Origin of the sequence: Anabaena sp. PCC 7938, assembly GCF_049315035.1 — a bacterium.
Taxonomy (GTDB): domain Bacteria; phylum Cyanobacteriota; class Cyanobacteriia; order Cyanobacteriales; family Nostocaceae; genus Anabaena; species Anabaena cylindrica.
In genome coordinates, this window is sequence record NZ_CP186034.1 from 3,138,029 (window position 1) to 3,153,290 (window position 15,262).

General features: G+C 39.2%; 10 protein-coding genes and 2 pseudogenes. 6 read left to right on the forward strand and 6 right to left on the reverse strand.

Annotation, left to right across the window (positions count from 1 at the left end):
- Position 1 precedes the first annotated feature (1 nt).
- A complete protein-coding gene (gene trmB, locus ACOWPH_RS14570) occupies positions 2 to 637 on the reverse strand; it encodes a tRNA (guanosine(46)-N7)-methyltransferase TrmB (protein ID WP_015216097.1) in 636 nt (211 codons plus the stop codon).
- 652 nt (positions 638 to 1,289) lie between these two features.
- Between trmB and ACOWPH_RS14575 the strand changes: the two are divergent.
- Positions 1,290 to 2,400 (forward strand): annotated as a pseudogene (locus tag ACOWPH_RS14575) (metallophosphoesterase family protein).
- An 81-nt stretch (positions 2,401 to 2,481) separates the two neighbouring features.
- Here ACOWPH_RS14575 and ACOWPH_RS14580 read toward each other — a convergent pair.
- Positions 2,482 to 3,708, reverse strand: a complete 1,227-nt coding sequence (locus ACOWPH_RS14580; protein WP_015216099.1) for an FIST signal transduction protein — start codon at positions 3,706 to 3,708, stop codon at positions 2,482 to 2,484.
- A 400-nt stretch (positions 3,709 to 4,108) separates the two neighbouring features.
- On the opposite strand from ACOWPH_RS14580, the gene ACOWPH_RS14585 reads away from it, so the two are divergent.
- From ACOWPH_RS14585 to ACOWPH_RS14595, 3 genes are all read left to right on the forward strand, one after another.
- Positions 4,109 to 4,348, forward strand: coding sequence for a Calvin cycle protein CP12 (locus ACOWPH_RS14585; RefSeq protein WP_015216100.1), 240 nt, complete (start codon positions 4,109 to 4,111; stop codon positions 4,346 to 4,348).
- A gap of 645 nt (positions 4,349 to 4,993) precedes the next feature.
- Positions 4,994 to 5,584, forward strand: coding sequence for a DUF3177 family protein (locus ACOWPH_RS14590; protein ID WP_015216101.1), 591 nt, complete (start codon positions 4,994 to 4,996; stop codon positions 5,582 to 5,584).
- A 200-nt stretch (positions 5,585 to 5,784) separates the two neighbouring features.
- On the forward strand, positions 5,785 to 6,084 hold the full coding sequence (locus ACOWPH_RS14595) for a hypothetical protein (RefSeq protein WP_015216102.1): 300 nt from the start codon (positions 5,785 to 5,787) through the stop codon (positions 6,082 to 6,084).
- 262 nt (positions 6,085 to 6,346) lie between these two features.
- Here the strand turns inward: ACOWPH_RS14595 and ACOWPH_RS14600 are convergent, their stop codons facing one another.
- From ACOWPH_RS14600 to ACOWPH_RS14610, 3 genes and pseudogenes are all read right to left on the reverse strand, one after another.
- The gene (locus ACOWPH_RS14600) at positions 6,347 to 6,529 is read right to left on the reverse strand and encodes a hypothetical protein (protein ID WP_242043210.1); all 183 of its coding nucleotides are present in this window, start codon (positions 6,527 to 6,529) and stop codon (positions 6,347 to 6,349) included.
- Between the two features lie 31 nt (positions 6,530 to 6,560).
- Complete coding sequence (locus ACOWPH_RS14605; RefSeq protein ID WP_015216104.1) at positions 6,561 to 7,286, reverse strand: DUF928 domain-containing protein; 726 nt, start codon at positions 7,284 to 7,286, stop codon at positions 6,561 to 6,563.
- A 93-nt stretch (positions 7,287 to 7,379) separates the two neighbouring features.
- A pseudogene (locus tag ACOWPH_RS14610) lies at positions 7,380 to 8,600 on the reverse strand (ISL3 family transposase).
- Between the two features lie 765 nt (positions 8,601 to 9,365).
- Here ACOWPH_RS14610 and cbiD point away from each other — a divergent pair.
- Both cbiD and guaA read left to right on the forward strand, forming a co-directional pair.
- Entirely contained in the window at positions 9,366 to 10,481 is a 1,116-nt protein-coding gene (gene cbiD, locus ACOWPH_RS14615) for a cobalt-precorrin-5B (C(1))-methyltransferase CbiD (protein ID WP_015216105.1), read from the forward strand.
- 344 nt (positions 10,482 to 10,825) lie between these two features.
- Complete coding sequence (gene guaA / locus ACOWPH_RS14620; protein ID WP_015216106.1) at positions 10,826 to 12,448, forward strand: glutamine-hydrolyzing GMP synthase; 1,623 nt, start codon at positions 10,826 to 10,828, stop codon at positions 12,446 to 12,448.
- An 83-nt stretch (positions 12,449 to 12,531) separates the two neighbouring features.
- Here the strand turns inward: guaA and ACOWPH_RS14625 are convergent, their stop codons facing one another.
- Positions 12,532 to 15,261 carry a hybrid sensor histidine kinase/response regulator gene (locus tag ACOWPH_RS14625; protein WP_015216107.1) on the reverse strand — a complete coding sequence of 910 codons (2,730 nt, stop codon included), beginning with the start codon at positions 15,259 to 15,261 and terminating at the stop codon, positions 12,532 to 12,534.
- Position 15,262: the final 1 nt, after the last annotated feature.

Here is a 15,262-nt window from a genome sequence, read left to right on the forward strand (position 1 = left end):
ATCACCGCTTCACAAATAAAGCCCGATAAACTGGTTCACCTTTTTTCATAGTGCCTATTTCCCGTTCTGTGGGAACTGGGAGAGGGTTTTCTGCTAACCATTCCTCTGTACCCGTTTTCTCAAATGCTGGGTGTTCGGAAAAGCGTTCCGACATTTCCACAGCAATAAATTTTTGATCAGACTGCACAAAGATAACTCCTCCCACTGTTAAATAACCGGCTAATTCGGCAACTAACTCTGGTTGCACTACGCGTCGTTTCGCATGACGGTTTTTAAACCAAGGATCGGGAAATTGAATTGTTACACGTTGTAAAATTCCTGGTGGCAAGGTAGATAAAATTGGTGTTAATGAATTATTTACATTGCAAAATAAATAATGCAAATTTATTAAATCCAGTTCAGATCGCAACTTATTTGCTTCCACTACCAAAGGTTCCCGAATTTCCAAACCTAAAAAATTCCAGTTCGGTTCTATTTGTGCCATTTCTAGTAAAAACCTGCCCCTCGCACAACCAATATCTAAGTGCAGAGGTTGATTTGGCTGTGCATAAACTTTTTCCCACTCTAGGGGATTGGCTGGTATTTTATACTTGCTGGCAAGTGGGTTAACGTGTTGACGAACTCGAACAACTGCCAAAATCAAATCTCCTTTAAGTACAGGGCTTACATATACTGTAAACGGGTGAAATCTGGACTTATGTCATACTGTTCGCGTAGCGTGGCGTTAGCCATACGTAACGTAGTGCAGCGTTCGCGGAGCGTCTCGTAGAGAAGTATCTCGGAGATTCTTCACTTCGTACCCTACGGGAAGCAAGCTACAGAATGACACTTTTAACTTGTGCAGCGAAGTATCTCGGAGATTCTTCACTTCGTATGGCTAACGCCACGCTGCGCTATCAGAATGACACTTGTAACTTGTGCAGCGAAGTATCTCGGAGATTCTTCACTTCGTTCAGAATGACACTTGTAACTTGTGCAGCGAAGTATCTTGGAGATTCTTCACTTCGTATGGCTAATGCCACGCTGCGCTATCAGAATGACACTTTTAACCCGTTTTTAGTATAACTGGCATAATTAGTTAGGTGCGTCAGATGTCAAGTATCTGTTGATAATCACTAATTTATAGGTCTGACGCACCCTACAATAAATATTAAATGCCACACATAAAAATTAAACTCAAATGTATATAAATATTAAGTCTAACCGCTGATCCCCATACAGACAAAGCAAGAGTTATACTTTGAAAAAAAGAGTATTTGCACTTCGGGTTTTAACATTTTCTTAAATCAATGAATATCAATTTTCGGTTTGCCATCGTTAGCGATTTACATATAGGGCTTCCCCATACAATTTGGGATCATCCTAGCCGCTTTCATCTCGTGGAAGTAAGTATCCCAGCTTTTGAAAGTGTACTAGAACATTTAACACAATTAGATTTAGATTTTCTTCTGATACCCGGAGATTTAACTCAACATGGTGAACCAGAAAACCACGCTTGGTTACAAACAAGATTATCTCAACTACCTTTTCCCGTTTATGTTGTTCCTGGTAATCATGATGTTCCTGTATTAAAGGCAAATGAGCAATCTATTGCTTTTGCAGATTTTACCCCATTATTACCGCAAGTTTGGTTATGAAAACCCAGAGCAATCTTATTACAACTGTCAATTGTTACCTGGAGTCCGGCTGATTGGTCTAAATTCTAACTCATTTGATGAGCAAGGTCAGCAAGTAGGGCGTTTAGATTCCGAACAACTTAGGTGGTTAGAAGCAGAACTGGCAAAAGTTGGGGATGAATTAGTTCTAGTAATGATACATCATAACGTTGTTGAGCATTTGCCTAATCAATCAGACCACCCAATGGCAAATCGTTATATGTTGCAAAATGCGCCAGAACTTTTAGGTTTGCTGCGTCAATATGGAGTGAGATTAGTATTTACAGGACATTTGCACGTTCAAGATGTAGCTTGTGCAGATGGAATATACGACATTACGACTGGTTCATTAGTCAGCTATCCTCATCCTTATCGGGTTCTAGAATTTCAAAGAGATCATTTAGATAGGGAATGGTTGCAAATTGTCTCTCATCGGGTGGAGTCAGTACCTGATTTTCCCAACTTGCAGCAATCATCACGGGAATGGATGGGCGATCGCTCTTTCCCCTTCCTCATCAAGCTACTAACCCTACCTCCCCTCAACCTACCATTAGCCCAAGCAAAACAACTAGCTCCCGATTTAAAAGACTTTTGGGCAACCATAGCCGATGGAGATGGAGTTTTAGACTACCCCGAATTTCCCCTAGAAGTCCGCCATTACATTCAAAAATATGGCGCAATTACTCAAGATAGTCATCCTCACCTAATTGACAACAACAGCAAACTTTTAATTCGTAATTCGTAATTCGTAATTCGTAATTCGTAATTATCTCTTCTGCTCCCTGCTCCCTACTCCCTGCTCCCTGCTCCCTGCCCCCTCCTTCTGTCACCTGTCACCTATCACCTTCTTCCCTCGGCAAATTGCAAAAACTGAAGTGTAACCGTGTAGTAAGGTTCTGCCACTGACAGGGCCGATTTCACCACCACAGAAACAGCCTCCAAGGGGGATGTTATGGAGATAACGCTGAAATAGCTCAGAATCAAAATTGGATTTACCGTAGAGTCCTGCACCACGTCCTACACAACTAAACATCAAGGCTGCGAAAGGGGAGGATTCATTGCTGCTTTGGTCTTGATATTCTTGTAAGAGAAATTCTAGGTCTTCAGCCGAGGCTTGAGCATCCCTTAAGTGAAATTGTAGCCTTTGACCGGGACGAACGCGATCGCCTATTGCGATCGCACCAGCGGATGGATCTACTCCCAGTAAATTGCGAATGAGAAAATCTCCCTGCTTTAAAGACAGCTTAAACTCATTCATCGCTAAACCCACAAACAAAGAATGCTGTGCCAGCATCTTCTCTTCTTCACTGAGATTACTAATCAAATCTCGCAGCACCACCAAAGGTACTTTTTCATCCAACTCCAAAATAATATTCCGTTCAGCTTTAGTGACTTGTAATGGTTCCCCAATAGGCCTGCATCCTTGGGCGACAATTGTTTCTAGAACAATATCACCACTCAAAGCCAAACCCACCGTACCCTGACGATAAAGACGATTATTACAAAATAGAGCAATGCGATCGCTCACAAACCCCCCACTAGCCTGTCCCCCCACAACCACCGAACCAGGATAAGCAAAATCTAACCCCTGCAACAGATCATTTGTTCCCGACGAAAAAGCACTCGACAACAAAATAAACTGAGGTATAGGTGATGGTGGCACACCGAGTAAATTAATCCAGGCATCCGGTGAACTATCCAAATCAGGTAATTGGTCAGCTAGAACATGAAAAGCTTGAAGATTCACCCCTGGTAAATGAGCCAAAGTTAAACTTAGGGCTGGTTCTGCTTCTATCTCTTGGGTTTGACTTTTCGATGTCGTACCAATTACACCCGCAGCACTACACCCAATTAGCACAGGTACTGAAAGTTTTTCCGCCAACAACGGTAAAAGTCGGGAATACTCACTCGTAAAAGCAGACGAAATGAATACCAGTCCTAGATTCGCAGGCGCTGTTAAAGACGAGACAGCTTGTTGTACCACATCTGCAACAGCTGCTTCCAAAGAATGATGGGTTGATAGGGCATTTGCCCACTGCATTTGGTCTGCCATGAGTTCTGGGCTTCTCTCTGTGTAGAGGCTAGTAGTTTGTGCTATTCAGGGAAATTCCATCCTACAAGAGTTGACCACCAGCCCTTTGTATACCCCTTATTACCCTGTCAATCACAGGCAGCTAACTGGGGCAGTTACTGCCTAATATATCCATTTAAATATATTGTATTATTGTTTTTCTGTAGTACTGACACCACAAAATCTTAAACAAAATCTTAAAACATAGGGAGGAATAAACTACAGATGAGGTAATTTGTTGTATTAGTTATCGTTGATCAGATTCCAATACTAACAGATCAACACAGTGGTTAGAATAGTAAGCGAGCAATAGGCAAAAACTACTACAATTTTTGATTTTTTTTCTACACTAGTATAAACAACACATAACGAGACTAACCCAATGACCAATATCCAAGAAAAAACCAACATCCAAGAACAGATCCAAGAAGAAATCGAGCAAGCGCGTACTGTCTGTGATATTTCAGGTGGTAACTCCGCAGAGTGTGCTGCTGCTTGGGATGCAGTTGAAGAACTACAAGCTGAAGCTTCCCACCAGCGTCAAAGTAAGCCAAAAAACTCTTTAGAGAAATACTGTGATGCTAATCCAGAGGCTGATGAATGCAAAATTTACGAAGACTAGAAATTAAGCTGACCCCTTTTCTTCTAGTTTAGTGGGCAAGCAACCAATATCTATCAACTGAATATCTTGCACCTTCAGTCCACTCCCAGTATAAAGCTCCCACTTCCCCTGGAATAATATCTAAGTTGGCAAAAAGAGCAAATTATACAGCGAGAGGCGAAAATTACAGCTAAAACCCCGAAAACTCCATAAAAATCTTCGTTATTCTGGGTATGCAGAAGTGATTATAAATGCTGAAGTGATTATAAATCAGGTTGAGTTCCTAAATTCTTCCTGATAACTTTATCCATCAGTGCAAAATATCAGCTACAGATTCCATGTGTTGCTTGCTTTTTTGCCTAATAGATAGCAAACTATAGAACTTATGCCTCTAAATTTATTCATCCTAGCGTAAATAGACAGGGGGCAGAAGGAAAAAAAATTTGCATATCATTAATTGTTGTTCACATACTTATGTTTAATTGTACTGAAATACTTAATTAAACAATTCAGATATAGCAATTCCCAAGCTCATGAAATACACCCCACCTGCGCTGTCGCGCACCCTCCCCTGGGTAAGGGGAGGGTTGGGGAGGGGTAATTTTGTATCTAATTAGAGTGGGAAAGGCTATAAATAAATTTATCATTTAGCAACTAACAAAAGTTATGCCACAACCTTGGTTTCGCCCTTACGTTTGGATGGATTATAGATTAGCATTATTATTTGCTTTAATTATTCCTCTGATTCTCCTGATTTGGGCATTTGTACAAAAATCAGAAGCAATACAACGCTTATTAATGATTTACTGGCGAGTAGCAAGTCTATTAGCAATCACAATTTACTTGATGATTGGTGGTTTGGCAGTAGGTTTTGTCTCTGGCTTAATAGCTCGTGTTCTCATCCCCATTTCCCTCTGGTTTTGGGTTGATATCAACGATGAAATTGATTATCAACCGAATAGTTTGCTGAAATTGATTTTCACATCTTGGCGCTGGGCAATGTCTGTTTATTGCATTTTAGGAGCAATCACATTTGTACCATTTTTAGGTTGTGCTTTTTCAGAAAACGCATTAAAGAAACCATTCTGTAGCGTTTGGACTGAAGCACCTTTAATGTTTAAGGACTACTTCCACTATAATAGTAAACCTGCTTTTCTAGGCTTTTTGGGCATATTGGCTTTAGTAATTTATGTGATTTATTTAGGTATATTTGTGACAATTAAGTTAGGCAAGCAGGGACGTTCGGCGACACAATAAAAAGAATTTCAGGAGTCAGAATAATTGTCAGATCAGGAATTAAGCGATTCAAGATTTTAACAAAAATATCAAACATGATACTCAAAGTCTTATTTGTTCTGCATTCTCTATTCTGTATCCTGAATCCTTACAAATGAGGTATTAAGTTTTCAAGTTAATACTTCATCAAATAACCAACTAAGTTACACAGTTTTCTATTGATGAATAATTCCATTGGTAAGCGGCTAGAACAGTACACGATCAAACGCCCTCAAGAAGTCCTCATCATCACGATAGACTTGACTGATGAACAAGATAAAATAGCCGTCTTCAAGGGCTTTTCTAGCTCTCTAATGCGTCCAACTGCATCTGATCCAGATGTTCCTGTATTGCCAGATGAAGCAATAATCCGCAGTATTGACCGCATAGCTAGTCCTTATAATCCTGAATCGCCTCGTTATATTCAACAAGGAATATCTTGGGAAGATATGCAAGTTTTGTTATTAGAAGTGGATGTTTAGAATTGGTAATACCTAGAAAATGAAAGTTTAAGCAACGTAGCTCTTTTATTCCAGCTTGTCTTGTTGGGGAGGGAGCGATCGCTATTAAGTATAACCATGCAAAAAACTGTAGAGAAAAAAAGAGGCTGGAATGGCGACAGAAAAACCTGAGCCTAAATTCTAAACAAATCTACTGTATGACTTTTGATGAATTATATGATGATCTGTTATTCCGACTTGAAAAATATCAGTTGGCGGCGGAAGTAGACAATTAAATACTCTCTTAAAAAAGTCGGGTAAAGGAATAATAGATAGTGTTGGGTTTCGTTACCTCAACCCAACCTACAAGATCAGCGATCGCACTTAAACTTACACAAAATCTTTCTGCTAATTGACGTTGTGATATTCCTCTTTCCAAGTATGTATCAAATATTTTTTGGCGAACATTGAGAGAATATGCTTTCATTTTTACCATTAACTAGATGCACAGCTTTATCTTAATCAGTGTACTTCATCAGACTGGGAAACGTTATATCCTGTAAATCAACAGACTTGAGTAAGGAACGCCAATATGCGATGAGCCTCAAATCCTGGGGAGATTCCCGCCGTAATTGAGCCAAGGTAGAAATTGCCTCTACCCAGATTCCGTTTTTGGCATAGATGACAGCCGTTTGTAGAGGATTTGCTCGTTTGAGTTGGGATATCAGTTTTGCCGATGGTTCAACCCGTCGCACCAGTCCCCCAACATTAATTGATTCAAAGTGGTCATCAGCATTGCAAAATATCACAAATACCCATTCATAATCTTTTCCTACTTCTAATCCCAGAACATTACTTGGCAAATTAATCTCTATGATTCCCTCATCTGATATTGGTATTTCTGTTTGGTAAATTTCCTCATAATTTGCCTGGACTATTAAACGAAACTCACCCTTAAGTTTTCCATCTGGTGACTCAATAAACTTTGGTTCTATCTTTGGCACATTAACAAAAAACTTAGGATGTGAAGACATAGTTAAGGACGGACTATTATTCGGTACAATCGCCAGCATTTTTGATTTCCGACAGCCACAGTGACAGGAATGATAACTTGGTTCTTGTCGTTGCCAACGGTATTTTTCATCTACAGATACTTGAGCCGGCTTCTGAAACTGTATCTGTGCCTGGACTGGTGTGGCCGTTAAAGAAATTGCCAACAAAGCCAAACCAATATATTTTTGCATTGTTTACTTACTGCTATACTGCATTCATTACTGAATTACTGCATTGATCATATACTGAATATTCAACAAAATTAAAAGGCTCTTGCGTCTCTTTTATGGAGAATTAATACTAAAGTGCCAGTTTAATAAACTACGTAATCTGAAATTGCTAAAGTTACGAAATCCATATCCAAGTCTTTTGATTAATTTGAGTTTATTATTAATTCCTTCTACAGTACCACTAGTAGTTCTGCCGTCAAAATAACCTACAACTTCACCAAACCACCTAATCATTGTTCCTATACTTTTGGGAAAATAAGAAAGTCCATCGTGCATCCAATCTAATAAATTCATTATGCTTTCGCCCCAAGACTTAGTGGATTCAAATATGTCTCGAAATTCTTCTTTTAGGGCGTGCATTTTTGCCAGAATAGGGAAACTTTTTGAACATTATTTAATCTTTCTTTTTGTTGTTCATTTAAAGAATCTTCATTTTTTATTAAGCTATATTTGCTTTTATTTAATCCTGCTAATATTCGGTCTCGCTCTGATTTATTATCTAAAGACATGGCGGCTCTCTTTTCAGATTTACGCATAGCATCTAATTCATCATTTACTTGTTTCATTACATGAAATCTATCAGCAGTTATATTCGCATTTGGCATTAATTCTTCTACTAAACTTTTATAAGGAGACCAAAGATCCATACTCACTTCAACTATTTGTTCAAGTACCTGAGATCCCCATTTGACAATAACTTCACGTATTTCTTCTATTCTTCTTGACTTCACCAACTCAATGGGTTTACGAGTATCTAAATCTACTAATACTGCTAAATAACTTCCTTGACCTTTCACCAAAGCAATCTCATCTATGCCTAACCTTTTCACCTGATTTAAATTAATGTTTAATATTTGTGATACTTGTGCCTTTAACATTGATTCAACTTCTTCATCGCTTAAGTCATTTCTTTCGGCAACACTATGAATATTACTGTCTAATACTTGTGCAACTATATCTATGGCTAGTCTTTTAGTATATCCTTTACTTTTATCTACAAAATTTAGCTTTTCACTGAAGACCTTTTTGCACTTGTTACATTTGAATTGACGGCGATTTATTCTTAACAATACTGGTTTTTTCACTCCAAGATAAATCGTGAATTAGCCGCCAATGATTTTGATGTATACTATAGGTGGTTTTTTCACAGTCTGGACAAGTAGAATAGTTGACAGCTTTCTCTATTGTTATAATTATTCCTGCCCCAACAAGTTCTTGAAAATCTAACACTTTCATCTCTGGGAGATTGAGGATTTGATCTACGCTAAATTTCATAACTATCCCTAAAACTTTTGTATTTGATAATTATGATTGTAATCCTATGCTTATTCCCATATATCAAAAAGTTTGCAAACCTTTACAGGGATAGAGTTTTCAACTTTAATAATTTAAATTTATCGGCATTAAATTTTAATACTTTTAGTTTTCTCCATAAAAGAGATGCAAGAGCCAATTAAAAAAAATCAAAATATTAGGAATAAAATAGATAATTGGTTTTAAAATTAAAGTTATTAATCCAGATTCAGAGACAATAGAAATTGAATTTATAGAAGCGATGCCGGAGTTTATTTAAATTGTTGATTTAAATCTGAGGTAGCTTACGATTAATAACAAACTATCTACTTTGTTTAATTTAGAAAAAGAGAATATCAAGGGAATGATTGCTGGTGGAAGTTGCAAAAAGCAAAGTGTGCAAATGTATCAATTGCTTGACTCACCAGTGGGAACTGAAATTACCTAGGAGTATTATTATGAAGGTACTTGTTTAGCTATTTACTCTAAGAGGGTGTTTGAAAAGTTTCGGGTGGTGATTTTAGACACTCAATGATCCCCCCTAACCCCCCTTAAGAAGGGCTACGGTGTACACACAAGTGGGGTGCTCTTTGGTCGCCATAAAACCCCACCCCTACTAGAAGCTATTGGGAAGCCTAAATAGGCTAAAATGGCGATCGCTGATTGAATGCAACTATAACGGATTCACCGTGCAGAACGATGTCATGGAATATGTCAGCCACCTGAACTCCTGAAACCCAAATTATTATGTCCCGTTCTGGATACACGCTTCCTGTATTTGCTTGTGCTGCTGCTGTTGCAGCTTTACATTGGTTACGTCATCGTCAGCCTTTGACTGTAACCTCGGTGGATTTGATTGAACCAGCCCAAATCGCAGAAATAGCAATTGAACAGGTAGCAGGAATATCTGAAAATTCTGCTTTGGCTATTACCCGCAGTGATCCGGGTGATAATCTGGATTTGACTAGAAATACACCAATTTGGGCAATGGTGGAATGGTTTAAGGGAGATGGGGAAAGAGTAATTATTAAAGGGGGTGAGGGGATTGGGAAGCAACTTAATGGTGAAGGGAACGCAGCGATTTATGCTTATGCCCAAAGGTTGTTAACAGAGAATTTGCAACGACTGTTAGCACCTGATGAGCAAATCATAGTCACGATTATTTTACCAGAAGGGCGATCGCTCGCATTGCGAACTTCAAACGCTGCTTTTGGTGTGGTGGAAGGACTTTCTCTCTTAGGAACAACAGGTATTTCTCAACCTTTGAGTACACCAGATCAACTCACAGCTTTCCGCAACGAGTTAAAAGACAAAGCTAGTCAATTTGAGACTTTAGTTTTTTGTATTGGGGAAAACGGCTTAGATTTAGCGCAAAAACTAGGGATAAATCCTCAACAATTGGTGAAAACAGCTAACTGGTTGGGACCAATGTTAGTAGAAGCTGATATTTTAGGTGTTAAAGAAATTTTGTTGTTTGGCTATCACGGTAAACTGATCAAACTAGCAGGGGGAATTTTTCACACCCATCATCACTTAGCTGATGGCCGACGGGAAATTTTAGCAGCACACTGTGGCATACTAGGTTTACCATATCCGCATATATACACAGTTTTTTACAGTCCCACCACAGAAGCAGCATTAAAGTATCTGCGTTCCTTAGACAGCATATACAATAGCGATTGGGTAAATCAAGTTTATAGGTACATTGCCGAAACCATTGATATGCGTTGTCAAGAATATCTGAAAAGCCACAGTGACAGGGTTACAGCCAAAACAGTCTGTGGTTCAGTTCTCTTTGATCGCGATCGCCAAATTATCGTTCAAAGTAAAACTGGTTGTATGCTAATGGGAAAATTATGCTAACTTATTATGAATTAACATAAATAAACCAAATAATTAATTCGTTTGATTATCTATCTTTAGAGTGATTTTTTGCTTTTAATTACTCGGCTAAACAGACGCGGCAAGAGTCGCGTCTATCTATTAGGTTTTTTCGACCATTATTAGCCTAAAAAAGCCAAAAATGGTGATCATGTAAAATTAGACGTAAGTATTCAGGATAGAGAACAAAGGCTTTTCGAGTCAAATTTGATGATTTTGAGAAAAAATAACTTCTCTCTATTCCTGATTTCATAAGCATTCTGACTCCTGACTCCTGAATTCTTACAATTAGACCGATTTATCCTTAAAGACACACTCTCGACATCATGAATACAGCGGTGACTCTACCAACCGAACAAGCACCTCAAACACAAGAAGGTTTGAGGCAGCTTAATCGCCAAATTATTGTAATTTTAGACTTTGGATCTCAATATTCTGAACTAATAGCTCGTCGTATCCGCGAGACTCAAGTATACTCTGAAGTATTTTCTTATCGCACTACAGCGGAACATTTACGCCAACTAAATCCTAAAGGGATTATCTTATCTGGTGGGCCAAATTCAGTATATGCTGATCATGCTCCCCATTGTGACCCAGAAATCTGGAATTTGGGAATCCCCATTTTAGGCGTATGCTATGGGATGCAATTGATGGTTAATCAGCTTGGTGGAAATGTTACCAAAGCTGAACGAGGTGAATATGGGAAAGCATCTTTATATATAGATGATCCCACAGACTTGCTGACTAATGTTGAAGATGGCACAACAATGTGGATGAGTCATGGCGATTCAGTCCAAAAAATGCCACAAGGATTTGAATTACTAGCGCATACAGAAAATACTCCCTGTGCTGCTATTGCTGACCATGAAAAGAAACTTTATGGTGTACAGTTCCATCCCGAAGTCGTACATTCTCTTGGTGGTATAGCATTAATTCGTAACTTTGTCTACCACATTTGCGATTGTGAACCCACTTGGACAACAGCAGCTTTTGTAGAAGAATCAATTCGGGAAATTCGCGCCAGAGTTGGCAATAAACGAGTATTATTAGCCCTTTCCGGTGGTGTAGATTCTTCTACCCTGGCATTTTTGCTGTATAAAGCTATCGGTGAACAGCTAACTTGTGTGTTTATCGATCAAGGCTTTATGCGTAAATTAGAGCCAGAAAGATTACTGAAGTTATTCCAAGAACAGTTTCATATTCCCGTAGAATATGTGAATGCCCGCGATCGCTTCATCGCTGCAATTGCCGATGTCACAGATCCCGAAGAAAAACGCCGCCGCATTGGACATGAATTTATTCGCGTCTTTGAAGAAACATCCAAAAATCTGGGGCATTTTGATTACTTAGCTCAAGGTACTCTCTATCCTGATGTGATCGAATCCGCTGATACAAATGTTGACCCCAAAACTGGTGAACGGGTAGCAGTGAAAATTAAGAGTCATCACAACGTTGGTGGTTTACCCAAAGACCTCAGATTCAAACTGGTGGAACCATTGCGAAAACTTTTTAAAGATGAAGTTCGCAAAGTAGGACGTTCTATTGGTTTACCAGAAGAAATTGTCCAACGCCAACCTTTCCCAGGCCCAGGTTTAGCAATTCGCATTTTAGGTGAAGTCACATCCGAACGGTTAAATATTTTACGCGATGCTGATTTAATTGTCCGTCAAGAAATCAATCAGCGGGGAATGTATAACGAAGTTTGGCAAGCTTTTGCCGTATTACTACCAATTCGCAGTGTGGGTGTCATGGGTGATAAACGTACCTACGCCTACCCCATTGTTTTGCGGATTGTCACCAGTGAAGATGGCATGACAGCCGACTGGGCGCGTGTACCTTATGATGTCCTAGAAGCCATCTCTACCAGGATTGTCAATGAAGTCAAAGGCGTTAACCGCGTGGTTTATGACATCACCTCTAAACCACCCGGAACTATTGAGTGGGAATGATTCGTAATTCGTAATTCGTAATTCGTAATTCGTAATTGGGGACAGGGAATAGATAGAAAGTTATTCTCCCCAGTCCCCAGTTACTAAACAGGTAATTTAATGGTGAAAGTAGCGCCTTTACCTACACCGGGACTGGTGGCTTGAATAGTGCCACCGTGTAGTTCTACTAAATGACGAGCGATCGCTAAACCCAATCCTAAACCACCTTGTTTGTGAGCGCGATTATCTACGGTATAAGTTAAGCTATCACCCTGGTAATAGCGTTCAAACACAAACGGTAGATACTCTGGACTGATGCCAATCCCTGTATCACTAACTGTAATTTGAGCATATTTGAGTTTTTCGACCTGATCATAAACTTGTGACAGACTCACTTTGACTCTGCCACCTGATGAGGTGAACTTAATAGCGTTAGAGAGTAAATTGCCTAAAACTTGTAGCAAGCGATTTTCATCACCCATAATGGGTTCAATAGACTCATCAATAATAGATTCGAGAAAAATATCATTAGCATTTGCAGTCGGATAAGCAGTTTCAACAGCTGCCAGGATAATAGACACCAGATTCACTTGACGAAGTTCTAGATGTAGCTTCCCCCGAAGAATACGGGAGATATTGAGCAAATCCTCCAAAAGTTTCCCTTGGGAATGAGCATTTCGTTCAATGGTTTCTAACGCACGGTGGAAAGTTTGTGTATCTACAGACCGATTTCGCAGTATGGATGCCCAGCCTAAAATAGCGTTGAGTGGCGATCGCAAATCATGAGACACCATCGCCACAAAGTCATCTTTTATTTGGTTAGCTGTCTCAGCTTCAAGACGTGCAGCTTGTTCCAAATCTAAAAGTCGCACACGTTCTACTTCCAATTGCTTGCGATCTTCAATATCTGTACTCGTCCCAAACCACTTCACAACCTGTCCCAACTCATTTTTGATAGGTACACCCCTGACTAAATGCCAGCGATAAACACCGTCATATCTTCTCAAGCGCTTTTCACATTCATAAGGTTCCCCAGTCTGCATACCCCCTAACAAAGCCTGCATAGTAATTTGCAGATCGTCTGGATGCACATATCTTGTCCAGCCAAACCCCCTCACCTCCTCAATCCTTTCTCCTGTATATTCCAGCCACTGTTGATTAACATGAACATATTCACCCTCAGTATTAGCTATCCACACAAGTTGAGGTATAGCATCAGACAAGTAACGGTACAATTCCTCACTTTGGCGCAATGCCTCTTCAGCCTGTTTACGCTCCGTTAAATCAAGCACAAAGCAGGCACTATAACCATCTTTTTCTCTACCTTCTATCAACGCAATTCCTAAAATAATCGGCACACGAGTCCCATCTTTGCAAAAATATTCCTTCTCAAAGGGAGTGCAAATTCCCAAAGTTTGTAGTTCTTGAATTTTCTGCTCATCCAAAGTTTGGTATTCCGAAGGTGTCATCATATCCCAACGGATACTTCCATTAGCTAATTCCTCATGGGTATAGCCAAACATTTTCAAAAAGGCATCGTTAGCTTCAAAAATTTGCCCATGGAAGTCACCAAAGTAAATACCAACAACATTAGATTCTACAATTCGGCGAAATTTAGCTTCACTTTGACGTAATGCCTCTTCAGTTAATTTGCTCTCACTGATATCAATTGCTGAACCGAGAAACTGATAAGGAGAACCGTTAGCATTTCTCGCAAACACCACATATCGACAGCAAAACCAGCGCCATTCACCATTGAAGTGCTGCATTCTCAATTCAGTTTCCAGAATTTCGCCATCCTGGGCTAAATTAAATTGTGGATACATCGCTGATATTGACTCGATATCATCGGGATGTATTAAATTACCCATATCCACTATACTCATATTCTGAATTTGTTGAGGTGTATAACCCAACAATTCCTTAACCTGACTATTAATATAGATATTCCGCTTTGCAACTAAATCGTAAACATACAACATCCCTGGAGTTGCTTCAGTAATGCTTTCAATAAACTGCTGACTTTGCCGTAACTGTTCCTCTGCGTGTTTTTTTTCAGTCACATCTCGCCATGAAACAACACAGCTATCTTCCATTTTAGTAATCCGAAAATCAAAAGTTCTATGTGATTGCTCTGGTTTATCAGCACATATAAATTGTTGTGATTCTTTAACTAAAGGTTTACCGATTTCCAGCACTTGGCAATACTCATTAAATAAACCACTTTCTTTATAAGCAGGGAAAATTGCACACAGACTCTGACCTAATTGATCTTCCTTAGTCATACCGTGACATTTACAGGCTACGGCATTTACATAATCAATCTGAAAATCTATTATTTCGCCTTTCTGATTACGAATAGCTGAGTAAATACCAAAACAATCCATTAGATTTTCTACGGAAGTCTGAAAACGATTCTCAGTTCTTTGTAGTTCTTGAGTGAGTTGAGAATTTTTAATTGCTGCATGGATAGTAGAGCGTAACAAATCGGCTGTTGTCCGTCCTTTCACTAAATAATCTTGGACACCATATTTCATCGCTTGCACAGCAATATCTTCGTTACCATACCCTGTTAACATAATTATTAATGGCATCATTTTTGGAGTCTGCTGTTTTAATTCTGCTATGAATTCTAGCCCATCTAAATCAGGTAGATTAAAATCTAATAAGATGGCATTGGGGTGAAACTGCTGACATAAAACCAACGCTGCATGGCCTGATTCTTCTTCAATAATTGTGTAACTATATTCTTTATCTTGTAGCAGATAGCGGTGATAAGTCTGGCGATCTTCAGAAGAATCATCGACAATTAAAACAGTTAGCTGTTGCATCATA

Bases quoted from the DNA above. Each gene is read 5' to 3' on its own strand.
- guaA (WP_015216106.1), top strand. From the start codon at position 10,826: ATGAATACAGCGGTGACTCTACCAACCGAACAAGCACCTCAAACACAA.
- ACOWPH_RS14600 (WP_242043210.1), bottom strand. From the start codon at position 6,529: ATGAAAGCATATTCTCTCAATGTTCGCCAAAAAATATTTGATACATAC.
- ACOWPH_RS14585 (WP_015216100.1), top strand. From the start codon at position 4,109: ATGACCAATATCCAAGAAAAAACCAACATCCAAGAACAGATCCAAGAA.
- ACOWPH_RS14590 (WP_015216101.1), top strand. From the start codon at position 4,994: ATGCCACAACCTTGGTTTCGCCCTTACGTTTGGATGGATTATAGATTA.
- ACOWPH_RS14625 (WP_015216107.1), bottom strand. From the start codon at position 15,261: ATGATGCAACAGCTAACTGTTTTAATTGTCGATGATTCTTCTGAAGAT.
- ACOWPH_RS14595 (WP_015216102.1), top strand. From the start codon at position 5,785: ATGAATAATTCCATTGGTAAGCGGCTAGAACAGTACACGATCAAACGC.
- cbiD (WP_015216105.1), top strand. From the start codon at position 9,366: ATGTCCCGTTCTGGATACACGCTTCCTGTATTTGCTTGTGCTGCTGCT.
- ACOWPH_RS14580 (WP_015216099.1), bottom strand. From the start codon at position 3,708: ATGGCAGACCAAATGCAGTGGGCAAATGCCCTATCAACCCATCATTCT.
- ACOWPH_RS14605 (WP_015216104.1), bottom strand. From the start codon at position 7,286: ATGCAAAAATATATTGGTTTGGCTTTGTTGGCAATTTCTTTAACGGCC.